Annotated in this window: 20 protein-coding genes; 8 read left to right on the top strand and 12 right to left on the bottom strand. The window is 47.5% G+C overall.

The features are described 5' to 3' along the window. Positions 1-876 precede the first annotated feature (876 nt). Together psaB and AC5JLB_RS02300 are read left to right on the top strand one after the other, a co-directional pair. Positions 877-3,093 carry a photosystem I core protein PsaB gene (gene psaB / locus AC5JLB_RS02305; protein ID WP_495872244.1) on the top strand — a complete coding sequence of 739 codons (2,217 nt, stop codon included), beginning with the start codon at positions 877-879 and terminating at the stop codon, positions 3,091-3,093. Positions 3,094-3,290: 197 nt separating this feature from the next. After that, positions 3,291-3,884 (top strand): hypothetical protein, encoded by a 594-nt coding sequence (locus tag AC5JLB_RS02300; RefSeq protein ID WP_495872243.1) that lies wholly within the window; start codon positions 3,291-3,293, stop codon positions 3,882-3,884. A 17-nt stretch (positions 3,885-3,901) separates the two neighbouring features. On the opposite strand, the gene AC5JLB_RS02295 is transcribed toward AC5JLB_RS02300, so the two are convergent. The 5 genes from AC5JLB_RS02295 to AC5JLB_RS02275 all read right to left on the bottom strand — a co-directional run bounded on the left by AC5JLB_RS02295 (position 3,902) and on the right by AC5JLB_RS02275 (position 8,802). After that, positions 3,902-5,050: a glycosyltransferase family 4 protein gene (locus AC5JLB_RS02295; protein ID WP_495872242.1), complete on the bottom strand. Its 1,149-nt coding sequence runs from the start codon at positions 5,048-5,050 to the stop codon at positions 3,902-3,904. 98 nt (positions 5,051-5,148) lie between these two features. After that, a complete protein-coding gene (locus AC5JLB_RS02290; protein WP_495872241.1) occupies positions 5,149-6,660 on the bottom strand; it encodes an MFS transporter in 1,512 nt (503 codons plus the stop codon). 116 nt (positions 6,661-6,776) lie between these two features. Next, positions 6,777-7,679, bottom strand: coding sequence for a DNA repair protein RecO (recO, locus tag AC5JLB_RS02285; RefSeq protein WP_495872240.1), 903 nt, complete (start codon positions 7,677-7,679; stop codon positions 6,777-6,779). Positions 7,680-7,710: 31 nt separating this feature from the next. Further along, complete coding sequence (deoC, locus tag AC5JLB_RS02280; protein WP_495872239.1) at positions 7,711-8,382, bottom strand: deoxyribose-phosphate aldolase; 672 nt, start codon at positions 8,380-8,382, stop codon at positions 7,711-7,713. A 159-nt stretch (positions 8,383-8,541) separates the two neighbouring features. Beyond that, positions 8,542-8,802, bottom strand: a complete 261-nt coding sequence (locus AC5JLB_RS02275; protein WP_495872238.1) for a hypothetical protein — start codon at positions 8,800-8,802, stop codon at positions 8,542-8,544. Between the two features lie 479 nt (positions 8,803-9,281). On the opposite strand from AC5JLB_RS02275, the gene AC5JLB_RS02270 reads away from it, so the two are divergent. Continuing rightward, positions 9,282-10,202: a DNA-methyltransferase gene (locus tag AC5JLB_RS02270; protein ID WP_495872237.1), complete on the top strand. Its 921-nt coding sequence runs from the start codon at positions 9,282-9,284 to the stop codon at positions 10,200-10,202. Between the two features lie 15 nt (positions 10,203-10,217). Here AC5JLB_RS02270 and AC5JLB_RS02265 read toward each other — a convergent pair whose 3' ends face one another. Further along, the gene (locus AC5JLB_RS02265; RefSeq protein WP_495872236.1) at positions 10,218-10,598 is read right to left on the bottom strand and encodes a hypothetical protein; all 381 of its coding nucleotides are present in this window, start codon (positions 10,596-10,598) and stop codon (positions 10,218-10,220) included. A gap of 190 nt (positions 10,599-10,788) precedes the next feature. Beyond that, complete coding sequence (locus AC5JLB_RS02260) at positions 10,789-11,265, bottom strand: hypothetical protein (protein ID WP_495872235.1); 477 nt, start codon at positions 11,263-11,265, stop codon at positions 10,789-10,791. 93 nt (positions 11,266-11,358) lie between these two features. Between AC5JLB_RS02260 and petN the strand changes: the two genes are divergently transcribed. Together petN and AC5JLB_RS02250 are read left to right on the top strand one after the other, a co-directional pair. Next, a complete protein-coding gene (petN, locus tag AC5JLB_RS02255; protein WP_162422337.1) occupies positions 11,359-11,448 on the top strand; it encodes a cytochrome b6-f complex subunit PetN in 90 nt (29 codons plus the stop codon). A gap of 73 nt (positions 11,449-11,521) precedes the next feature. Next, a complete protein-coding gene (locus AC5JLB_RS02250; RefSeq protein ID WP_495872234.1) occupies positions 11,522-11,668 on the top strand; it encodes a hypothetical protein in 147 nt (48 codons plus the stop codon). A 113-nt stretch (positions 11,669-11,781) separates the two neighbouring features. Here the strand turns inward: AC5JLB_RS02250 and AC5JLB_RS02245 are convergent, their stop codons facing one another. Together AC5JLB_RS02245 and AC5JLB_RS02240 are read right to left on the bottom strand one after the other, a co-directional pair. Beyond that, entirely contained in the window at positions 11,782-13,197 is a 1,416-nt protein-coding gene (locus AC5JLB_RS02245; RefSeq protein WP_495872233.1) for an ammonium transporter, read from the bottom strand. Between the two features lie 384 nt (positions 13,198-13,581). Continuing rightward, positions 13,582-15,156, bottom strand: a complete 1,575-nt coding sequence (locus tag AC5JLB_RS02240) for an ammonium transporter (protein WP_495872232.1) — start codon at positions 15,154-15,156, stop codon at positions 13,582-13,584. Between the two features lie 781 nt (positions 15,157-15,937). On the opposite strand from AC5JLB_RS02240, the gene smpB reads away from it, so the two are divergent. The 3 genes from smpB to AC5JLB_RS02225 all read left to right on the top strand — a co-directional run bounded on the left by smpB (position 15,938) and on the right by AC5JLB_RS02225 (position 20,520). After that, positions 15,938-16,408 (top strand): SsrA-binding protein SmpB, encoded by a 471-nt coding sequence (smpB, locus tag AC5JLB_RS02235; RefSeq protein WP_495693353.1) that lies wholly within the window; start codon positions 15,938-15,940, stop codon positions 16,406-16,408. 183 nt (positions 16,409-16,591) lie between these two features. Beyond that, positions 16,592-19,582 (top strand): excinuclease ABC subunit UvrA, encoded by a 2,991-nt coding sequence (uvrA, locus tag AC5JLB_RS02230; protein WP_495872231.1) that lies wholly within the window; start codon positions 16,592-16,594, stop codon positions 19,580-19,582. Between the two features lie 62 nt (positions 19,583-19,644). Then, the gene (locus AC5JLB_RS02225) at positions 19,645-20,520 is read left to right on the top strand and encodes an alpha/beta fold hydrolase (protein WP_495872230.1); all 876 of its coding nucleotides are present in this window, start codon (positions 19,645-19,647) and stop codon (positions 20,518-20,520) included. Between the two features lie 77 nt (positions 20,521-20,597). Here the strand turns inward: AC5JLB_RS02225 and AC5JLB_RS02220 are convergent, their stop codons facing one another. The 3 genes from AC5JLB_RS02220 to AC5JLB_RS02210 all read right to left on the bottom strand — a co-directional run bounded on the left by AC5JLB_RS02220 (position 20,598) and on the right by AC5JLB_RS02210 (position 24,047). Next, a complete protein-coding gene (locus tag AC5JLB_RS02220; RefSeq protein ID WP_495872229.1) occupies positions 20,598-20,933 on the bottom strand; it encodes an STAS domain-containing protein in 336 nt (111 codons plus the stop codon). A gap of 664 nt (positions 20,934-21,597) precedes the next feature. Further along, the gene (locus tag AC5JLB_RS02215) at positions 21,598-21,756 is read right to left on the bottom strand and encodes a DUF2795 domain-containing protein (protein ID WP_495872228.1); all 159 of its coding nucleotides are present in this window, start codon (positions 21,754-21,756) and stop codon (positions 21,598-21,600) included. Between the two features lie 365 nt (positions 21,757-22,121). Further along, positions 22,122-24,047 (bottom strand): iron uptake porin, encoded by a 1,926-nt coding sequence (locus tag AC5JLB_RS02210; protein WP_495872227.1) that lies wholly within the window; start codon positions 24,045-24,047, stop codon positions 22,122-22,124. Between the last annotated feature and the right edge of the window lie 855 nt (positions 24,048-24,902).

Here is a 24,902-nt window from a genome sequence, read left to right as displayed (position 1 = left end):
GGCTCAGCACCGTAACACGGGTTGGGCTTATTTCCGCTTAGTCTCAACTCCAGTTGAGATCTCATGGTGTAAAACTTGGAACTGCGATCGCGGTATCAAGAATCATAGCGTGTGCATTAAACAGTGAAAACTTAGATGATAAAACGGTGAATTGTGAATTAGTAAGTGATATCTTCCTTCGCTCCAATTGCGCTTTCATACCAATAGCAATAGAAGTTAAATAATGAAAGGGAACCAATGTGATTACTACAAAAATTTTAATGATTAGCTCTTTTGAATCTTCGTCTTGTTGGAACACCGATATCTTTTTTGTTCGTTATTACCGACTGAATCAATCGATACTTTTATCTGTAACAGAAGCTCAGTCTTTCGGGAGAATTCAAGGATTTCCGTAGCGTTTACCTTCAAATTGGAAATTTAGATCGTCGTAACTGGCTCTTATCTTTTTGCCAAGGGATGAGAGCTTTTTATTGCAAGAAAGTAATCTTAAAAATCCTTAATAAACGCTAATCTTTTAATGTTTAGCTACCAATTATTGATTCTTTAAATTGTGTTTGTCAGCACCACTTGAATTAAATTAGTTTCTATCTTAAGGTAGGCAAGTAAGGCAGGGGTAACTATTAAAGTATTGAGCTAGCTGATGCGAATTTGTTAGTTCTAAACGGAATAATTTCTCTACAGCCGAGTTTTGTGTCCAGTAACAAAAAATTCAACGACCATCTATCTGGGTATTAACTCTGCTTTTGCCTTCCATTCTGTTCTCTTCTGAAATGGTGGAAAGCTGAAAACTTCTGTGTTTGAGCGACTCATTATCGTTCAGTTTCCTATCGTCCAGTTTCAAACAAACATTGTTCAGAAAAAATGTAGGCGAAAGATATGGCGACAAAGTTTCCAAAATTTAGCCAAGACCTCGCTCAAGACCCGACTACACGGCGCATCTGGTATGGTATTGCCACTGCGCACGACTTTGAAAGCCATGATGGCATGACCGAAGAGAAGCTTTATCAAAAGATATTTGCAACTCACTTCGGTCATGTGGCAATCATTTTTCTATGGACATCGAGTCTTCTATTTCACGTGGCATGGCAAGGTAACTTTCCTCAATGGATCAAAGATCCGCTCAATGTTCGCCCGATTGCACACGCCATCTGGGACCCTCAATTTGGTCAACCTGCGGTAGATGCTTTCACCCAAGGGGGCGTGAACTATCCGGTCAACATCGCCTATTCAGGCGTGTATCACTGGTGGTACACCATCGGTATGCGAACCAATGGTGATTTGTACCAAGGTGCAATTTTCCTGATGTTCCTGGCAGGTCTCTTCCTGTTTGCAGGCTGGCTGCACCTACAACCCAAGTTTCGCCCCAGTTTAGCCTGGTTCAAGAATGCTGAGTCTCGGCTCAACCATCACTTGGCAGGATTGTTTGGGGTGAGTTCTCTCGCTTGGGCAGCGCACTTGATCCACGTTGCAATTCCCGAATCACGCGGACAGCACGTGGGCTGGAATAATTTCCTGTCTACCCTACCCCATCCTGCGGGTTTGAGACCCTTTTTCACGGGAGATTGGGGCGCTTACGCTCAGAACGCTGATACGGCGGATCACGTGTTCGGCACAGCGCAGGGTTCAGGAACCGCAATTTTGACGTTCCTAGGTGGCTTTCATCCCCAGACAGAATCGCTCTGGCTGACGGATATGGCACACCACCATCTGGCGATCGCGGTGATCTTTATCATCGCGGGTCACATGTACAGAACCAACTTTGGCATTGGTCACAGTATCAAAGATATTGTTAACGCCAAGAATTTCTTTGGTAAGAGCGTTGATGGTCAAGGTAACTTACCGCACCAAGGGCTGTACGACACCTATAACAACTCCCTGCACTTTCAGCTGGGCATTCACCTTGCTGCTTTGGGAACGGCGTTGTCTGTAGTAGCGCAGCATATGTATGCGATGCCGCCCTACGCCTTCATGGGAAAAGACTTCACGACTCAAGCCGCTTTGTATACGCACCATCAATACCTTGCGGGGTTCTTCATGGTCGGTGCGTTTGCCCACGGCGCGATTTTCTGGATTCGGGATTACGATCCTGAGCAAAACAAGAATAATGTGCTGCAACGGTTCATTGGGCATAAAGAAGCCATCATCTCCCATTTGAGCTGGGTATCACTCTTCCTCGGCTTCCACACACTCGGCTTGTACGTTCACAACGATGTTCAAGTTGCGTTCGGGGCACCTGACAAGCAAATCCTGATCGAGCCAGTGTTTGCTCAATTCGTCCAAGCCTCTCACGGCAAAGCGATATACGGCATTAACACTCTGCTATCTAATGCGGATAGTCTGGCATCTAACACGGGCGCAACCTACCTGCCCGGTTGGATAGAAGCAATTAACAACGGAACAAACTCCTTGTTCCTGACGATTGGCCCTGGCGATTTCTTGGTTCACCATGCGATCGCGCTCGGTCTACACGTCACCACGCTCATCTGTCTCAAAGGCGCGTTAGATGCTCGTGGAACCAAACTGATGCCCGATAAGAAAGATTTTGGCTTCTCCTTCCCCTGCGACGGACCCGGACGCGGCGGCACCTGCCAAATCTCTGCTTGGCAACAGTCTTTCTTCCTAGCTATCTTTTGGATGTTGAATACGATTGGGTGGGCTACGTTCTACTGGCACTGGAAGCACCTCGCCATCTGGTCGGGTAACGTCGCTCAATTCAACGAAAGCTCGACCTATCTCATGGGTTGGTTGCGCGACTATCTGTGGCAGTATTCTGCTCCGCTGATCAACGGGTACAATCCTTACGGCACAACTAATCTGTCTGTCTGGGCCTGGATGTTCCTGTTTGGACACCTGGTTTGGGCAACCGGATTCATGTTCTTGATCTCCTGGAGAGGCTACTGGCAAGAATTGATCGAAACTCTGGTTTGGGCGCACGAGCGCACACCTTTAGCGAACCTAGTTCGTTGGAAGGACAAGCCAGTCGCACTCTCGATCGTTCAAGGTTGGCTGGTAGGTCTAATTCACTTTACGGTGGGTTATATTCTCACCTACGCTGCCTTCCTAATTGCTGCAACGGCTGGTAAATTTGCCTAAGTTGATAGCCTAAATTGGCAGGCTATTCATTCGCAAGTACTCATCCCACTTAGTTTTGTTGGGGTGAGTACTTGCTTCGATCGCGCTGCTGTTATCACAATCACCATAACCGTGAACCAGGAGCAGAGGAGTCGGATCGCGCGATCGCGGTTCACTTAATGTTACTACTGTAGTGTTGCCACTGTAGTGTCGCCGCTATGACTCGTCCTGACATCCATGCACTATTAGAACTTGCTATTCGAGAATGCAGTGCGATGGGTCGTCCCCTCGACTCGACCCAACAACAAACCTTATTCCAAGTCATCAGCACCTGGATGACTGAACAATTTGACAAGCAAATCCCAAATCCTCTTTCACAACTGAGCAACGATCAGCGACAAATCCTACTCCGCTTCATTCGAGATCAGCAAGCTCAGGATCGAGATTGGAAAACGACCCTACTCAATGACTGGCTACAAAATCGGAGATCAGGCGCAGTTCAATTTATTCGCGAATCGTATGGGATGGTTTGGCTGCAATCAATTACTCCCTCGCATCTTGCCGAATACACCGACCATGACGCTGCTCGGATCAAAGTGGGCGATCGCATCGAAGTTTGCAACGCTTTGTGGGAATGGGTACAAGACGACGGACCCTGTAGCCGAGAATGGTTTGCTTGTACAGTCATCCATACCACCGCTCCCACAACTGCCGACTTTAGCGCAACCTGCACGATTCGCTTCGATAACGGCAACGAATTTGAGATCCAGGGCATCTACGACTGGAACCGTACCAACTGGCGCTTGAAATAATCTGTCGTTTCTCCGGTCTAGATCAGACTGAGCGGTAAACGTGGCAATTGCAACACCGCTTCATACAACTCTTCAACCTGAGTAATATTGCGACTCAAAGTGTAGCGATCGAGTACTCTTTGCCGCGCTTTCTGCCCCAACAGCGCTGTAATCTCTGAGTGATCTTGAAAAAGCGGCAATAGTGTCTTTAACTGGGCCGTTACCCGCTGCGTACTCATCACCACTCCCGCACCATCTTCTAGCACCTCTCCATCCGCGCCTGCATCGGTCGCAATACACGCCAATCCAGACGACATTGCTTCTAGCAGCGACAACGACAATCCTTCCACAAGCGATGGCAGAATGAACACATCGGCTCCTCTTAAAATCTCAATTCGTCGCTGCTCTTCAGCAATGAAGCCGAGCCAATGAATGCCGTGTTCAGGTCCATAAAACGGCATTAACGACGTTGCCAACGGACCGTGATTTCCCACAATCAGTAGCTTACTGTTCAAGTTCATCTCCGAGGTTTTCCAAGCCTTCAGTAGAGACTCAACGTTCTTTTCAGGGGCAACGCGACCTTGATAGAGAAAAATCCGCTCTGCCCGAAATTCTGCATTAAGGGTCGATCGCCCAGGGGAGTATCTCTCCGAATCCACACCATTTGGAATCACTACCACTCGCTCGGCGGGAACGCCCAATTTAATCAGCAAATCTCGCTGAATATACGAAAACACGATCGTGCGATCGTAGTTTGCCAAAAACGGCGCATAAAGCTGATACATCAGATGCTGAGTGCCCGATGTAAAATTGCGTCGCTTGCGATCAAAGGGCGGATGAAACGTAGCAATCAGCGGAATGCCCAACTCCTCGCAAATTTCTGGCAGCAAAAAATCAAGGGGCGAGAGCGTGAGCGAGGCATGAACGAGATCAGGCTGAACATCTCGTAGCGCTTGAGCCAACACTTTACTCGATCGAAACGTTGGAATGGTGTAAATCTGAGACTTGTAGAGAAACGGAATCGGAATCTCCTGAAAATCGGGCCAATTGTCCGGCCCCGCATCCTCCTGAGCAAAATGAAAGAAACTAACCCGATGCCCACGATCTAACAGTGCATTCGTAACCTCTCGACCATAAGTAACATTGCCGCAAAACGGCGCTTTCTTTCCAAGCCAAGCTATATGCATTTCAGTAGGTTTTAAATGAAGGGGGGCGTCGGCTGTGGGGGAACGGGTTATTAGAGGATGTTTTGCGCTTCATCCTCTCATCCCTCATCCCTCATCCCTCATCCCTCCGAAGATCTCCTCGTATGGGAAATATACCAGGTCAGAGTTCCTCCTGCGATCGTCAGAGCGGCAAGTGCCAAAAAGACGATCCGCAGCCCAAATAATGTTTCTGAAACGCCTGCTAAGACAAGCGGCAAGCTGAGAGCAATATTGACCGCATTGTTCTGCAATCCAAACACCTTACCGCGCATATCTTCCGGAGTTTCTTGCTGAATCGTCGTCTGCATTGGAATGCCAACCAGCGCCGCAAACGCACCGAGCGACGCAATCAGCAGCAGGGTAATCCACAAGTGGTGATAGAAAAACGCAATTCCAGTCAGCGAAGCGGCCATTCCTGTTGAACCGATCGTGCCTAAGCGAGCATGGGTAAAGCGCTGCCCAACACTACCTAAGATGGCCGCTCCTCCTGCCATACCGACACCGCCCGCCGCCAGCAAAAAGCCGAACTGCGACGATTTAATTTCGGGCATTACTTCGGCAAGCCTAACGGATAGGACTGCCAGCGCGGCAAAAATCGAGAAGAGAATCACGAGTTGAATTAATGCACCGCGAACGTGGGAGTGATCTTTGAGATAGCGCAATCCATCTTTGATATCCTCAAACACGTGGGGCTGATCTTCAGGTAGAACGTCATCCTTGTTTTTCTCACCTGTTTTCATCAGGAGAAGCAGCAAGCCCGCGATCGCATACCCACCGCCCACCAGCAGTTCTTTTCCTAAATCAGGAAATCCACCCAGCCGCTCAACTAACGAATCTGCCAGCCCCAACAACGGTTCGCCCACCGCAAATCCAATGATCACCGATGCCATCATCGTGGTGGTGTAGAGCGAATTAGCTGATAGCAAATGCCGACGCTCAACCACCAGCGGAATGAGCGATTGTTCTGCCGGGGCAAAGAACTGAGTCAAGGTCGAAACCAGAAGCGTGACCACCAGAAGTAGACAGAATCCGACGGGTAAACCGTGAATGGTTTTTAACCCGTGAGACAGCCAAATCAGCGAAGGAATCGCAAACACCAGTGCCCCGCGCAACAGATTGGTCGCAACCAAAACGGCTTTCTTTGACCAGCGATCGACAAATACCCCCGCGATCGAGCCAAACAGCACTGCCGGAATGGTGAAGGCGATCATAATCGAAGACACCCAACCACTGATCGTTTGGCCCTCAGACTGAAAGCGACTCGCAATCAGCGCAATCATTAACACCAGATAAACTTTATCCGACAACTGCGAGAAGACCTGCCCTGCCCAAAGCGTCAGAAAATTGCGGTTTCTCAGCACCGGAGCAAACCCACGATCCTCTTCATCGGGCGGCAGGTTTGGCGGCTGATGATCGTTTTGCTCAGGCGGAGTACTAGGTATATCTGTAACTGACACCGCCTCTCCACCCGTATCTTCGGATAAATGTTTACCAGCTAAAGCCGCTTTTCCATTACCATTCACCGATGGTTCATAATCCATCATCGATGATTTCTCAGAATGGTCAGGAGAATTTTCCTGGGTTCGTAACATGGACGGAACGCTCTCCTCACCCGAATAGACTTCCGACGGCTCGCTCCCAAGTTTACCATTGGGGCTGTGTGCAAAGACGGAAGAGAGAGAAAGGTCGTCAGAATAGCAAGGTCGAATCATGGCAGTTCAGACAATTCAGGAGCAAAACAGGTATCGATGAGCGTAGCCGATCGAATGGGACGATCAAAGTGATGTTGAGCATACTGGCGAAGCAGCCGCTCTAGAGACAACCACACCAAGGATGAGATAGAAGACTGAGTGAGTTCTGCATTCGCTAATTGTTGAAAAACAGATAGCTCAACGGCATTTAGGGTAGTGGTTTGAGAAGACGGGCGGCGAGAAGCGGAGGGCGGCGTGACTGCGGTAGCGCTAGGGGCGGGGGTAACTCGGTATTCTCCTACTGTAGACTGAACTCGCGGCGAAGCAGAAGGTTCTTGCGCTTGAATTTGTTCCAGGGCTTTTAGCGTGACGGCTCCGCCTGCGATTGCGCTGAAGCCCACCTGCCAGTTTGGATCATTCACATCAGGCTTGAGCAGGGTCTGCGTCAAACAGCACTGATGCACCTGCGGAGCAACGCCTGCGATCGCCAGCATCTGAAACACGGCATGAGTGAGGCGAGCTAATACATCGGAATCGGGCGATCGCTCAATTCGTCCTAGATGCTCATTCAGCAGGTAAAACAAGTCAGCTTGAGGCTGCTCGCTCAACGCCTGATTCAATACAAGTTCTGCCAAATATTGCCCCGCCGTTAGTTTCTTGAGGTTACGCCCTAGCCCTGGATAAGACTCTAGCGTTTCAGCCTGAGTAATCTTGTCGAGCGTTTTTCCTTGAGCAAGCAACAAATTGTTAACGACAAATAAGCCGCTCCGTCCGCCCATTTTTGAAGTTTGCTTCCGTGCTCCCATGGCCACGGCCCGGATCAGCCCATGCTCTTTAGTGAGAATAGTCAACACCCGATCCGCCTCTCCTAGAAGCGTTGCCTTAAGATTAATTCCAATCGCCTTATAAGTTCGACTCATCCCTCTTTAACGTAGCGTTACCGTAGCTGTTTTATCCCTTTTCTAGGGTATCGCGCTGACGTAGAAGATCAACGCCACGAGATGTGCCGAGACGAGTTGCGCCTGCCATGATTAACTCTAAAGCTTGCTCAATGGTACGGATTCCCCCAGAAGCCTTAATTCCAACTCTGTCTTGAGCAATTTCTTTCAGCAGGCGAACGTCGCTGATGGTTGCGCCACCACTCCAGCCAGTACTAGTCTTGAGAAAAGCAACTCCAGCATCTAAGCAGATTTCACCCGCCAGCCGTTTTTCAGCATCTGTCAAAAGTGACATCTCTAGAATGGCTTTGATGGATTGCCCAGTGGATTCCCGAATCTCTGCTAATTCTCGATGAACTTCACTGGTCATTCCAGACTTTAGCCAGCCTAAATTAATCACAACATCCAATTCAGTCGCTCCATTTTCTGCCGCTTCTTGCGCCTCGTATAGTTTGACCGCAGAAGTCGTTGCTCCAGTCGGAAATCCGATTACGGTACACACTTTGGGCATTTTGTTGTGCAGTAAATCCACGGCTTGGCGCACATGCACCGGATTCACACAAACTGCTGCAAATCTATAGCGGTCGGCTTCATCACACCATTGTTCAACCTGCTGCGGCGTTGCGATCGCGCCGAGTAGCGAATGATCAATGAAGGGAGCAATATCAATGTCAGAATAATTCATCAGTAATTTGAAATTCTCAAGATTGCAGCTTTAAAGAAGCATAGAACGCAATTGAACTGACTAACTCACCCTCATGCTAAAACCTTTAATGGCATAGCAAAAAGCCCACTAGCGTTACCGTCGTGGGCTTTCTACGAGTCAATCTAATGGATCTGAAGTTCAACGTGTTCCAGATCCGCCAGTTGTCGTTGGCGGGTCGTTTGGATCAGGTTCAAACGTGACGTTAACCGAATTAAGCGTTCGATTAGGCAACTTAACGGCTTTGGTATTTGGAGAATTACGAACACTCTGAGAAGCTTGCTTGAAAAACAAATCAGCAACGTTACGGAATCCTACTCCGCTAGCTTGGAGCGTAGCCAGTCCTATGGATGTACCTAAAGCCAAAGTTGCTATAAACGCGGTCTTTGAAAAGGTACTCATCGCGGCAACCTATATAGATAAAGCAGCTTATTGGATGCCCCCTACAGCACAATATTACGTCAAGTAGAGGGCAAAAATCCGGCAATTTTGCGGATGCTTCATCATTCCTGCATAGAGTTGGCCGAGTATTCACTAAGGCTTTTGCGTATATCTACGTAAGCAGTAGGCGAAAAAAACTTTTTCATGACAAGTCCATCCTGTGTTTCAATCTGAGTTTGTTACTAGAGTCGAATCTCTAATAGGATTGCCGCGCCTGGAAGAAGTGCGACATATTATTACTCTAGTTAATCAAGATGAATTTGGTTTCCGCAGAATTGAGTAAAGTCTAGAACTTTTTTGCGGCTCAGCGAGAAAAATTGCTGAAGCTGTATCGAAGGTGGCTACAAAATATTAGAAACGATTAGAAAAAGTGAGGGTTAGAAACCAATTTGCCTGCCATTCCTAGCAAACCGCGATCGTCGCGAAATCGGAGCTTGACCTTGACTGACGCCGACCGACAGCGGCTGCGATCGCGCCTTCTCACGCTCGAACCGACGCTGCCCGCTTTGGCGATCGGAACGATCCAGGGCAATTGCCTCGACATCGTTCAGCATCTACCCTCAAGCAGCGTTGATCTGCTGATTCTTGATCCGCCCTATAACCTAACGAAAGACTTTAATGGACTAAAGTTTGCTAGACGGGCAGTGGAAGACTACACCGCATGGCTCGATCAACTCATAGTCGCCCTCAAGCCGCTGCTTAAGCCAACCGCCTCTATCTACATCTGCGGCGATTGGTTGTCATCTGCCTCTATATTCATGGTCGCAACCCGCCACTTCGTGGTACAAAATCGCATCACTTGGGAGCGAGAGAAAGGACGTGGTGCAAAAGCAAATTGGAAAAACTCTAGTGAGGATATCTGGTTTTGTACCGCTTCTAACCATTACACCTTCAATTTAGAAGCCGTCAAGCTGCGTCGTCAGGTAAAAGCGCCTTACCGGACTCAAGATGGCACTCCCAAAGATTGGGAAACAACAAAGGGCGGAAATTTTCGCGATACCCACCCATCAAACTTCTGGACAGATATCACAATTCCGTTCTGGTCAATGGCAGAAAATACGGAACATCCCACCCAAAAAAGTGAAAAGCTGCTCGCTAAACTGATTCTTGCAAGCTCTAACCCTGGCGATTTTGTGTTCGATCCCTTTGTCGGCAGTGGAACGTCTTCTGTCGTTGCAAAAAAGCTGGGCAGGCAGTATTTAGGAATTGATTTGAACGAAGAATATTGCTTGCTAACTGAGCGCCGACTAGAATTAGCCGACTCTGATCAAGCAATTCAGGGCTTCACCAATAATGTGTTTTGGGAACGCAATACGCTCGCCGTTCAGAAACGCGATCGAGAAAACGCTGACGTGCAGTAAGCTCGAGCCAATCGCCTAATCTTCCAAGACTTGAGCCGAAACTTCTACCGCATCAACATCAATCGTGCCAACGGGCGTCAACCGCTTGAACTTACCATGTTCAGCCTGAAGCGGTTCACCACAGTTGGGACATTGAACCTCCGCATGGTTCAAACCAGTCAACTCAAAATCGCAGACCGGGCAAGCTGCCTGCACAAGATTCTTCCGCAACCACCAGCGTAACCCAATCACTGCCACAACCGGAGCGAGGAGCAGCAACGCCAACAATACAAAAAATGACTTAATCAACCAGCCTAACCCTAGGGCAGCAAGTAGCCACACAACACCAATTAGAGTGATCAGGCGTCCGACGCCATTTAAGCCAAGTTGCAGGGCTTGAAGGTTGTTCTGGTTCACAGGATTCTCCTGAGTGAAATCGTGAATCTGTTTCTATCTAACCAAAGATTACCCAGAGTGTAGGGGCGGCTTTTGCGACTAAAAACAGGTCTGGTTTCCGTACTGAGATTCAGCGTTCTTCAACGATAAAGGATTTGCATGAAAGACTGCCTAAACTACCGCAAAGTTTAATGAGCGTAAACATTCACCCTTACGGAAATGGTTTCACCCATTTCTGCACCATTGCCCAATCTAGAACAAGCCGCGCGATCGCAAACAAAACAATGCTTTCTCCCGCCAAAATCACAAACGGAAAAAGGCTACCCTGGGTCGTCAATCCCACATCGATTTGAGCCAGCCCGCGCACGAGTCCAAATGCCAAAACCGCTCCTGAGCGTAAGTGTAGGTTCGGGTCTTGACGAATCACGTAGCGATAGGTGATCCCAAACAAGAAGCCTGTAAAGAGCGCGATCGCAAAGCTCACCCACCCTTGTAAATCGCTCATGCCTAGTACGGAAAGTCCTCCTCTAGGCGCAACTGGCTCTGCCAAGCCCTGAAGGACAGCTACTTGATTAATCAGGAGAGTCAGCGGAAAAATGGCCGCTACCGCTCCTAGCGAAACGCCGCCTGCTTTGATCGATTCAACCCGTTCTTCCCACATCATGTCTTCAATCTTGTCTAATCTCACGTCTCAGTAGTGCATCCAAGATCTTAGTGCTTCATCTTTGATTTATCATTAGATTTAGCATTCTTCTGTAACGTTTGGTTGGACAGTATAACTATGGATATTTTGTCGCTCGGTTGGATTGCGCTGTTGGCGGTGTTTACATTCTCTATCTCGATGGTTGTCTGGGGTCGTAACGGATTCTAGTTGCTGCTCTTAGTCCGCAGCCTAGCCTCTGGCTCCGGACTCTAAATCAATTTATTCAAAAGAACCTTGCTCAATGGAAGCTAGCAACCTCTTTAGCATTCTGGTTTTGGTCGCATTTGGTCTTTTAGTCGTCGTTACAGGCGGAGTGATCTACTTGACCCTGGCAGACTGGCGCGATCGCCGTCGTCAAGATAAGGAAAAACAAGCGAACCGTCGCTAACTCTATTCCACCTCAATCTCCTGAAACACAAGGCTCCAAAGTTAGATGCTTTGGAGCCTTACTTCATTTATCGTTTCAGACAGAAATCACTGTTCTAGACAGAAATAATTGAATTACTCAACGCGGGTCATACTGAATGCACCCATTTCTTCTCCATATCCTTCTTCGCCATGCTCATTAACATCCACCCCTTGCAGTTCGGCTTCGGAATTGACTCGTAAGCCAATCGTGGCATCTAAAACTTTCAAAATCACAAAGGTTCCAATGCCTGCGATCGCGTAGGCAATCAGGATTGCAATGATTTGCGTAACTAGCTGACCCGGATTGCCATAGAACAACCCATCGCCGCCTGCTGAGTTCACCGCTTTTGTTGCAAAAAGACCAGTTAGCAATGCGCCGACTGTTCCGCCCACACCGTGAACCGGAAAGGTATCTAGAGAGTCGTCAAACTGCAACTTGGCTTTGAGGCTGACGGCGAAGAAGCAAGCGGTTGATGTAATTGCACCAATTAGCAGCGCAGCTACGGGGGTAACAAACCCAGCTGCTGGTGTAACCCCTACTAAACCTGCGACGGCACCTGTCGCAATGCCAACAGCAGTCGGCTTGCCGCGCAACACCCATTCCAAAATGACCCACACAAGTGCCGCTGCTGCCGCAGCGCTATTGGTTGCCACGAATGCTACTGTAGCCAGTGATCCAGACGCGAGGGCACTACCAGCGTTAAAGCCAAACCAGCCAAACCACAAAAGACCCGCACCGATCAAGATATAAGGCACGTTGTGAGGCGCAGCAGGTTGATTTGGGAACGTCTTACGCGGACCAATTACCCGAGCCGCAACCAGAGCCGAAACCCCAGAACTAATGTGAACGACTGTACCGCCTGCAAAATCTAGCGCTCCTAGTCCACCATACAAGCCGAGAAATCCACCTTTCGCCCATACCATATGAGCAAAAATAGGATATAGAAGGGTTGACCACAGAACAATAAACCAAAAATAAGCCTTAAAGCTAATGCGCTCTACGATCGCACCAGAAATGAGCGCTGGCGTAATAATGGCAAACATTCCTTGATACATCATGAATGTTTCGTGCGGAATCGTAGCGGCATAAGATACTACTGCATCCGGCGCGGAACCGTTCAGATAATCGGTTGTTTCTAGACCAACTCCATTTAGAAACAGCCACTGCAAGCCACCAATAAAAGGTAGACCTGGCGCAAAGGACAGGCTGTAGCCCCACAGAATCCAGGAGACGCCAACAATGCCCATGAGAATGAAGGTCATCATCATGGTGTTGAGGACGTTGCGCGATCGCACAAACCCGCCGTAGAAAAACGCGAGTCCAGGAGTCATCAGCAAGACCAAAGCCGCACAGATTAGCATAAAGGCTGTGTCTGCCTGCACCGTTGCGGTGGTTGCCGCTGTTTGAGCAGATTCAGCCGTTGCAGGTTCAGCAAGGACACTACCCGTAAGAGGAATCGATAGCAGCATTAATGCCACTAGCCCTATCGTTAGAAGTTTTTTCAACACTGACTTTCGACCTTCAACGCCAAAACTATGAGTTTGATATAATCAGCCACCTGATTCGTATCATTGGATTTCACCAATTTTGAGTGGGAAGATTCTGTATAGAAAAATACATTTTGATTGCGATCACTTTGTCAGCTTAGAAAGGGTAGATCTATCTCAGGGCATAGCAAAGTATCTACTGCTCGGCAGAAGCAGAATATTAAAATATTACTTTCGGTTTCAAATGGCTTGGGTGAAACATTATTCATTATTTAAGGCAAGCGAATTGGATGTTCACTCAGCCGTAGGTTTAAAGCAATCAAAGAGCGGTTCTAGACATTTAGAACCACTCTTTGATTTAGAAGTAATGAAATTTAGGAGTACCGAGCCAAAAAACTCGTCGCTCTATTGATACGTCTTTCCTACCACATCACTTGGAAAGTCCTGATGTGTAGCGCTTCCAAAGGAAGTCTCTTTCGCGAAACCGGCATAGCCTTCCATGCCGTGTTCCGAAATATCGAGTCCAACCATTTCTTCCTCAGCCGTCACTCGGATACCCAAGGTTGACTTCAGCGCAATCCAGAAAATGCTGGAAAGTAGAACCGTAAGCCCTCCAACTGACAACGTGCCAATCAACTGAATCCAGAGCTGACCGATGCCACCGCCAAAGAACAGACCTGCCGCAGGAGCAGGAGTCGCTCCGAATGCATCGCCTTGACTAAACAAGCCGAGTGCCAACGTACCCCAAATGCCATTGACCAGGTGAACTGAAATTGCACCAACCGGATCGTCAATTTTAATCGAATCAAAGAAACCGACCGCGAAGACCACTAAAATGCCACCGATCGCACCAATGATTGCTGCAGAAGGCACGCTAATGAACGCACAGGGCGCAGTAACCGCGACCAATCCTGCTAACAATCCATTCACGATCATTGACAAATCAGGTTTACCCAATACAATCCACGCCGTGATAGTCGCTGCGATCGCTCCAAATGCACCTGCCGTATTGGTCGTTAAGGCAATATGTGCAATCAAAGAACCGTTGCCCACGCCCATTGCAGAACCTGGGTTAAAGCCAAACCAGCCTAACCAAAGGATCAAGGCTCCCAAGGTTGCAATTGCCATGTTGTGACCGGGGATTGCATTTGATCGCCCATCTGAAGCATATTTGCCAATTCTTGGGCCTAGAAAAGCGGCTCCCATCAAGGCAGCCCAACCGCCGACCGCGTGAACCACTGTCGAACCTGCAAAATCGTAAAACCCAGCGTCAGCAAGCCATCCGCCCCCCCAGACCCAATGTCCGGTAATCGGGTAAGCAATTCCTACCAATAGCAAGCTAAAGATTAGAAAGTCAACGAACTTAATGCGTTCAGCTACAGCACCCGATACAATCGTGGCCGCTGTTCCAGCGAAAACGAGTTGGAAGAAGAACTTCGCGCCCAGAGGAATTCCTGTCCAATTTAATGCTGAGAAGACACCTTGGTAAGCGTCTGCTGTAGCAGGACTATTGTCTGCCCCAGTTAAGAAGAATCCGCTAGAACCAATGAAGTCATTGCCATCACTGAACATCAGCCCAAAGCCGAGCGCCCAGAAGGCAATTGTAGATAAGGCAAAGACAACTAAGTTTTTTGACAGAATGTTCACTGCGTTCTTCTCGCGGCAAAATCCTGCTTCTAACATGCAAAATCCTGCGTTCATGAAGAACACTAAGAAGCCTGCAATCATTACCCACACGGTATCTAAACCGACCCGCAGGTCAGATGCCGTTTGCGATACGCTTTCTAGCGTTGCTGGCTGTTGAGCAATAGCGGCACAGTTCCACAGCAGAAAGATCGCACTGGTGAGTAGAATGCAGCTTCGCCAAGTAGGAGACAGCTGCGTCGCGATGAATTTGAGCGATCGCACGACGGGATTCCGATTGAGAGAAACTCTTTGAGGTTTCCTTGTTCTCTTTTTCAAAATGGTTCTAGACAGCATAAAGTTTTCCTTGCAACGCGCGCTGGAAGATCGGTGATTCTGGATGCACTCTTGAGTAAATTCAGAAGTTCTCTCTGAAAAGAGGCTTTGGAGAAACAAAAGCTCCACAAAATGACTGTTTTAGGAACCGCAGAGCGGCTTGAATCTTTCAGGTCAAACCATAGTTACTGAAGAGAATCAGGTCGAAAACAGGAGACTTTGAGCTTCCCAAAACAATCAACTCATAGACTGAAAATCTCGTCTAGAAGGTGAAGATGATTGAGCAATAGCAAGGTCTAAGATCACCAAGAATAAACTTGCGCACAGAATTTTAGAGTGGTTTGATACTCATTAAGATTTCAGCACTAGGCATGCAAATTCTGTATTGAGGAATACAATTTAGTATCACTGGTGCTTTTAGGGTAAAGCCTAACTGAAATATTTACAAAATTCTGGGGATTGCTCTAGACCATTCTTTCAGACACTAGAAATCGACAACAAAGATTGACTTGGTGAAGGTTTTGCGAAAAAACAGGGCTTACGCAAAAGCTCCTCCTTAGCAAAAGATGGCAGATCCCTTCAGAAGAGGATTCGCTTGCGGATGGATAGACGCCGTTGAGACTTCATCTGCTGATTTGTTGCCAATGCGTTCGTCTTAAAATTGAGTTAGCGATCGTCATTGACAAAACAAGACTATCTATAGTACTTTTGTATTGTATTTGCTCCGTCTCCTTAAGTAACGCCTCCAGTAAAATCTTGGAGGCAATTTTTTTAGAAACAAGTTTTTCGCTAAACTAGAGTGATGAGCGATACGAAAACAGAAGGGTTCAAAATTGTTAGCGACAACCGCCAAGCCAGGTTTCAGTACGAAATTTTAGAAACTTACGAGGCGGGAATTGAGCTACTTGGGACTGAGGTAAAGTCGATTCGAGCAGGTAAGGTAAACCTTAGAGACGGCTTTGCTCTCGTTCGCAATGGCGAAGTTTTGCTTCATAACGTCCACATTTCGCCTCATCAAAGCTCGAGTCTATTTTTTAACCACGATCCGACTCGGACTCGGAAACTGCTATTGCATCGTCAAGAAATTCGCAAGCTGATTGGAAAAGTTGAGCAACAAGGACTGACCCTCGTTCCGCTCAAGATGTATCTCAAACGAGGTTGGGTCAAGATCGACCTAGCGCTGGTGCGCGGTAAAAAACTGCATGATAAGCGGGACGATATGCGAAAGCGCCAGGATAAACGTGACATGGAGCGCGCTATGAAGAATCGCTAGTGTTGCAGTTCTTCTGAAGGTGCGTTGAGTCTAATTTGCTTTAAGTCATGAGCGCAATTTTGGATGTGACTTTAAAGCTTCTTCAGCAATTTACTACACACCTCCTAACGACTTTAGTACGCAATAACTACGATCGCGAGGGAAGCGATAGAATCATTAAGGACTGTTTCTTTTTGTCCTCCAATGCCAAAGCGTCCTAGCACATCTAAAAGCTCTGCATCCCCGGTTCTGAGTCCTGATGTCGGGATGGAGGAAATTCATTCATCTGGCGACCAGATCTCAAATCAATCAAATTCTCGCCCCACGAAGCCCACGATTTCGCTTAGTTCGATTCGGATTCGAGGCGCACGGCAGCACAATTTAAAGAACATTGATCTGGAACTGCCCCGCGATCGCTTGATCGTTTTCACAGGCGTTTCTGGCTCTGGAAAATCTTCCCTTGCCTTCGATACGATCTTTGCAGAAGGACAGCGCCGATACGTCGAGTCGCTCAGTGCTTACGCTCGGCAGTTTTTAGGACAAGTCGATAAACCCGATGTCGATGCGATCGAGGGTCTCAGTCCAGCAATTTCTATCGATCAAAAATCCACGTCTCACAACCCCCGTTCTACGGTAGGCACAGTCACAGAAATTTACGACTACCTGCGCTTGCTCTACGGGCGCGCTGGAACGCCCCACTGTCCAGTGTGCGATCGCTCAATTGCTCCGCAAGCGATTGATCAAATGGTCGATCGCGTGATGGAATTGCCCGATCGCACCCGGTTTCAAATTTTGGCTCCGGTGATTCGCGGCAAGAAAGGAACTCATAAAAAACTGATCTCTAGTCTCAGTTCGGAAGGGTTTGTGCGGGTTCGGATTGATGGAGAAGTTCGCGAACTGAGCGATTCGATCGAACTCGACAAGAATCAATCTCACACTATTGAAATTGTGGTGGATCGGCTCGTCAAAAAAGAAGGAATTGAAGAACGCCTAACGGATTCGCTGACCACCTGTTTACGCCACTCAACGGGGATCGCGGTCATTGATATCATGCCAGAAACCGAGTCTGAAAAGATTCCAGAACTTGTCTTTTCAGAAAATTTTGCTTGCCCAGAGCATGGAGCCGTCATGGAGGAGCTATCTCCCCGGCTATTTTCGTTTAACTCTCCCTATGGCGCATGTCCTAACTGCCACGGCTTGGGCAGCCATCGCACCTTTTCACCAGAGCTGATTGTGCCAAATCCGCAGCTTCCGGTGTATGCCGCGATCGCGCCGTGGTCAGACAAAGACAATACCTACTACCTCTCGCTAATTTGTAGCGTTGCCGAAGCGTTCGGGTTCGATATTCAAACGCCGTGGGAGCAGTTAACCGACGAGCAAAAAAACGCGCTGCTCTATGGATCTAAAGATCCGATTTGGATTGAGGTAGACTCCCGCTATCGCGAGAATAAGGGGTACCATCGCCGCTACGAAGGTGCTGTCAGTCTGCTCGAACGCCAATACCAAGAAAGTAGCTCAGACGCTTACAAACAGAAGTTAGAGCAGTACCTAGTTGATGAACCGTGCAGCGAATGTCAGGGCAAACGGCTCAAACCAGAGGCGTTAGCCGTGCGGCTCGGACAGTTTCATATGGATGATTTCACGGGTGTCTCCATCCGCGACTGTCTCAATCGAGCGGAGACGGTAGAACTCAGCGATCGCCAAGCGCAAATTGCCGATCTGGTGCTTCGCGAAGTGAAAGCGCGTCTACGATTTCTACTGGATGTCGGGCTGGACTATCTAACGCTAGATCGGACCGCCATGACGCTTTCGGGCGGAGAAGCCCAGCGGATTCGGCTTGCAACCCAAATTGGCGCAGGTTTAACAGGCGTGCTATACGTTCTAGACGAACCCAGCATCGGACTCCACCAACGAGACAATTCGCGACTGCTCAATACCCTAACCAAATTGCGAGATTTAGGAAATACACTGATTGTTGTTGAACACGACGAAGAAACCATTCGCGCTGCCGATCACATTGTCGATATTGGACCTGGTGCGGGCGTTCATGGTGGAAGTGTCGTATCTGAAGGCGATCTAGACAGCCTGCTGAATGCTGAAGATTCCTTGACTGGAGCTTATCTTTCTGGTCGGCGGAGTATCCAAACACCTGCAGAGCGCCGCTCAGGAAATGGGCGATCGCTGCAAATTCGCAATGCTCATCGGAATAACCTCAAGCAGATCGATACTGATATTCCCCTTGGTAAATTGGTTTGCGTGACCGGAGTTTCTGGTTCCGGCAAATCGACCCTGATCAACGAACTACTTTATCCGGCAATTCAGCATCATTTTGGGCAGAAGATTCCGCAACCTAAAGATATGAAGCCGGTTAAAGGATTAGATGCGCTCGACAAAGCGATCGTGATTGACCAGTCTCCCATCGGTCGCACCCCACGCTCAAATCCGGCGACTTATACCGGAGTATTTGATGTCGTTCGCGAAGTGTTTTCCACCACTATCGAAGCAAAAGCGAGAGGCTACAAACCAGGGCAATTCTCCTTTAATGTCAAAGGTGGACGCTGTGAAGCGTGCGGCGGCCAAGGCGTAAATGTAATTGAAATGAATTTTCTTCCTGACGTTTACGTTCAGTGCGAAGTCTGCAAAGGCGCTCGCTACAACCGAGAAACTTTACAGGTAAAGTTCAAAGGGAAATCGATCGCCGATGTCTTGAGCATGACTGTTGAAGAAGCTCTAGACTTCTTTCAAAATATTCCTCAAGCGGCAAATCGCCTGCAAACGCTATTTGATGTTGGATTGGGATACGTTCGCCTCGGGCAGACGGCTCCCACCCTATCGGGCGGTGAAGCCCAACGGGTAAAACTGGCAACAGAACTGTCTCGCCGTGCTACAGGCAAGACGCTTTACCTGATCGATGAACCCACAACCGGACTGTCGTTCTACGATGTTCACAAACTGCTAGATGTGGTGCAGCGACTGGTCGATAAGGGAAATTCTGTTCTCGTCATCGAACATAACTTAGATGTAATTCGCTGCTCTGATTGGGTGATTGATCTCGGACCGGAAGGGGGCGATCGCGGCGGTGAAATTGTTGCGGTAGGCACACCAGAGGACGTTGCTAAAAATCCTTATTCCTACACCGGTCACTATTTAACTCAGGTGCTTCGGCAGTATCCGCCGGTTGCAACTACTGCTTAAGTAAGGTGCAAACCTCTAGATGCAGGGTGTAGGGTGCTAGAAATTCATGCACGTTTGCCCTCATGTTAGAAACTTGGCAGCACGAGTACGTTCACACCAACGGTCTCAACCTTCATTACATCACTCAGGGGGAAGGACCGCTTATCCTATTTCTGCACGGGTTTCCTGAGTTTTGGTATTCTTGGCGGTATCAGATTCCAGAATTCGCTAAAGACCACAAGGTGGTGGCAGTTGATTTACGCGGCTACAACGACAGTGATAAGCCTGCGGCTCAAAGTTCCTATGTGATGTCAGAGTTCATCGCTGATATAAAGGGCGTCATTGAAGCATTGGGCTACCAGCAGTGCATTCTCGTCGGACACGATTGGGGTGGCATCATTGCTTGGCATTTTGCTGACACCCATCCCGAACTACTAAAGCAGTTGATTGTTTTAAATGCACCTCATCCTGCGTTATTTCTTGAAAAATTCTTTACGTCTCAACAGTGGCTGAGAAGTTGGTACACGTTCTTCTTCCAAATTCCTCTGCTGCCCGAATTCCTAATCCAGCTTGGAGACTATAAAGCGCTAGAAACGGCGTTTTCGGGAATGGCAGTTAGAAAAGGTACATTTACTGAAGAAAACATTAATGCATATAAAGCTGCACTCTCGAAGCGCGGCGCTCTTACGGCGGCGCTAAGCTATTATCGCAATGCAATGCAGCAAGGGTTGACTAAACGCGATTGGACGATGCTGCAGGTTCCAACGCTCATGATTTGGGGAGAGGAAGATAGTGCACTAGATAAGCACCTTACCTATGGCACTGAAAGGTACGTTCGCGATTTTCGGATTCGCTATATTCCCAACTGTAGCCATTGGGTTCAACAGGAGCAACCTGAATTGGTCAGTCAATACATTCGAAAATTTATAGCAGCTGAATCAGTAAAAACAGCTACATAACCTCATTTAAATTAAGCGTTAGAGTAAGGAGAAAGACCCTCTTCTCTAGCGCTTAGTTTTCTTTGACAGTGAAGCAATTATGATGCTATGGCAAACGAATCAGGTACATTGCTCACTTCGCTGGGACGATCAACAACCTCAAAAACTTGATCCATTCCTGTCAACTCCAGCAGCATCTTGACTTGCTCATTAATCGAACAGATAAACAGTTTGCGCTCTGCTTCGCGAACACGCTTAAAAACCACAACTAAAGCCATCAAACCAGGGCTACTAATGAACTCAACTGCATCAAAGTCAACTAAAACAACATCAGCACCTGCTGCGATCGCAGCGTCTGCCTGCTGATAAAATCGCTCAGTTGCCTCGTGGTCAAGAGATTGAGGAAACTCTATAGTTTTTACTAAAAATTCCATACATTAACCACCTGGTTACTAATAGTACAACTCACACATCAACCATCAAACTTGGCAAGAAAAATTGCTCTTACAACTATTGAGAACAAGTCGGAATTCGGTATCTCTAGAGCAAGATAACATTCAGTTTAATTAAGAACTTCTATCCTCAGAATGAATCTTAGAATGAAGCTAATTCTATGTCTATCCGCAAGCATTTGCATCGAGTATTTTGATTCTAAATCAGTTGAAAGCATATTAATCGTATTTAAGAATACAATTCTTTTGAATTGATGGATTAGATTTAAAGCTAATGGAAAACAATGAGAAAAAGTAATAGTAAATATTGAATTAATTTAGCTCATTCTAGTTAAGCGATCGCTAGCAAAAACTATAGAATAACTGGCTGAAATTGTAGAGGTTGAACAATTTCAGTTTCGTTTTTTCAATAAAAAAGCTGTATTCACTTTAATACAGCTATCAGCGTATTCAAATGTTATAGAAGATCCAAGATTATCAGTCAGTGTGAGTTTAGGACAAAGTTAAACTTCAAAACCTTCCTGACTAAGTTAGATCAATGGTGCTCTTAACGTAGTCAGACCCTAAACCCTACTAAGCGTGCCTCAGTAAATACTGGAACCAGAGAAGAGTTCTCCTTACTTCACTTCAAGGCGCTTGTACAGAATTACTCAATCTCCCCGATCGCTTTATTCACATCGGCTGGAGTCTGGAATTCATCTCTTGGTAGTTCCTGCAAAATTGACTGCAATTCCTCATCAGCACCATTCTTTTGCGCGTGTTTCACAAGATTTTCCTTGTTCACCGGATAGTCAATTCCTTTCAAATGCTTCTAAACTTCAATTGGATTTACCCTAGCCATAGCGACCTCTCCAAATTTAACATTATTAATTCTGGTAATCGTAGGCTAACCTCAACGGACATTGCCTCTCTCTACAGAATTGCGCCGCCTTTGTTGACCATCCACCTCAGAACAGAGGATGTTTAACACACAAAAACTCTAACTGAACAAGATAAGCTGCAATCGTGGAGCTTGCTAACCCATAAGCAAGCGTTGAAGAAAATTCAATGCTTGTTTAGCTAGACTCTTTATGAACGCAAAGTAGAAGTAATTCACAGCACCACAGTAAGCTCCAATAAAAAAGCCCTACGAGTGTAGGGCTTTTTTGTTTCAAAGCAATTAACTGGGCATTAGAACGTGAAAGTGGTTCTTAGGGTACCGATAATAGCATCTTGGTTGGCCTCGTTTTGACCAGGATTCACAATCCAAATCACACCAGGAGTAATCGAGATATTGTCATTTAGCTGGTACTTGTAGAAGCCCTCAAAGTGCAGAGGAATGTCATTCCGCACACCTGCTGCCCGCTGGGCTGCGGTCGGATTACCCAAGTAAGGCTCTGCACCTGCAACGAAACCAAGCAAGTTACCTTTCTTACCAAAGTCAGGGAAAGAAAGACCTACACCATAAGTCCAGATATCTCTCTGACCAGCACCATCATCTACAAAGTCAGCATTGATAAGTGAACCAAAGGCGTTAAGGACGATCTTAGGACTTAGTTTGAAGGCAACTTCAGCACCATAAGCATTCACTTGCGCTGGAGTTATGAGGCCAGTGGCAAGATTGGTAGAAGTGTTGCCGAAAAGGGTGCCACTCGTTGAAGCAACGCCACCACCAGCATCAAAAATCGCTCCCCTCCGATAAGCATTCACATAGGTTAAACCAATCTGCAAGGCATCACTAGCGTTGAAGCTAATCTGTCCCAAAGCACTATAGCTTCCGTTGAATAAACCGCCCTTAGCAGCAGGATTATTCGCACCAGTAGTGATTGCACCTGTGCTCTCCGAGTTGTCTGCCAAATAGCCACCGCTGATTTGGAAAGCATCACTCACTTTGACATTGACACCAACACCAGAACCACCACCGATGTTATAGATAGGGTTGCGCTGGCCAAAGAGCGACAACGTTGTGCTGCCACTATCGCCTGAGTCTAAAGCCGGGTTAGCAGTCGGAGCATAATCATAGTGCAAGCCCCCAACCGCTGGGATGTAGAACTTAACCCGGTCATTGAGTGGGAAATAGTACGCAACCCAATCAATCAGCGTGTTGTTATTTCCTGTGTTGCCGAAGTTGAAGGTTTGAAGACCCTCAGCAACAGTACCGTTAGCAGTACCAGCTGGAGACAATGCAAAGGGGGTAGCGTTACCCGCTGCAATACGAGTAACCAACAAATCGTTTCCTGTAAAGCTTGTGTTCAAGGACAAGCGGATACGATTTTGGAACACGGTGTTATTTCCGTTGGTTCCATCCACTCCAAATTCATCGGTAACTGCAAAAATTGCCTCACCAGCTAGCTTAGTTGTTGTTGAAAACTGCTGCTTCTCTAGGGTGGTGGTACGTGCTTCCAGAGCGTCTACCCGTCCACGCAAGGTCGCAAGCTCAGCCGCAAACTCTTCTTGTAGCTTTTGAAGCGTCGCCAGATCCTCTTTCTTCACGAGGTCTGCGGTTGACGCTGCAATTAATTCGTTGACGCGATCGAGACATGCATTCAGACCAGCCGCAAATTCATAGCGGGTCAACGCACGGTTTCCACGATAGGTGCGATCGGGATAGCCCGCAATACAGCCGTAACGTTCAACCAACGATTGCAAAGCTTGGAATGCCCAGTCCGTGGGGCGAACGTCCGAAAGCTGAGAGACCGAGGTAACCTGACCTGCAGACGAATTGCCAGCCGACTTTCCTTCTCGGCTGTAGCGGTTAATCTGATCCAGGGAATCAACACTAGGCGCTGAGGAATCAGGAGCTGCCTGAACCTCTGGAGAAACCTGCGCAACTTTTACATTGCTAGGAGTCTGTGCAACCTCAACTGATGTAGTAGAAGCGAGTTTGTCTAATGACTTAACAGATTCAACGGTGGGTGCAGATGGCTTGGCCAAAGAAAGTTGACTATCTGCCTTCAGAGCAGATGCATCAAGACTTTGGGAGTTGATCTGAACGGGGGATAACAAAGAAGCCTGACCTACCTGCTTCTCTGCTGCGATCGCAGCAGAAGACATCACGAGTGCCGCACCCAAGACGGCAGGACTGATGAACAAAGAATTCAATAAAACCTTACGCATTGTTTAGTTCTCCTCACACCTGGTATCAAACGACTATTAGAGCTTTTGGTATTGGAACCTTTAGTCGGCATGATCACTCAACAGTAACACTATCAAGTTTAACCGCAGAATTAGACTTTAGCGATCAAATTAGAAAATATTATTTCTCGATGTGCGGCAGACAATATTAGGCAAGGTCAAGCAAAACTCAACAAAATAAACTTTCTTAGCAGTGCAGTACCCTTAAGAATGCTGCATGTTTGTTGCAATAAGGCTAAAGAGGCTCAAATACAGGCCAGAGTTATATCCCGAAACTAAATCCTTAACAATTCTATAGAGGAAACGTTCAAGCGGCTTGTAATTTATAGAATTCAAATACCCTTTAAAAAACTATCCGCTCCTACCAAAAGAAAGCTAGCAAAAACTAGAACTCTTAGGGGTAGGAGCGGTGTAGCGGGTCTTCAGGTAAGAACCAGACTGCCGGAAGGAAATCTGTTTAGCCTAGTCTTTAGCAGACAGTATCTTCACAAGGAAGATGGGTTCAGCCTCTAGAGAACGGCTCCGGCGCACAGCCGATTCAGTTCAACCTGACGACCCATGCATTTACTACTTTCTATCATGGGCATCACCTCCTATTGCCTAAACGGTCTAATGTGGATGGTTTAGAACCTGTAAATCGGGCATCTAGTACCCTTCGCCTACTATAGCACGAGCTTTTGATAATGAGGGTAAAAAACGCTTCTGCCGATCTAGCAGAAGCGTTTAATTTAGCTCTACATACTATGTTGCTTTAGAGAGCATTACCGCGAGGCAATACTTCTTCAGGGAATACAAAGCGTTCATGGGGCTGGTCTTGCGCCGCCATCCAAGCGCGAA

It is taken from the genome of Myxacorys chilensis, from assembly GCF_059505265.1.
This window is presented reverse-complemented; position numbering and strand designations above follow the sequence as displayed.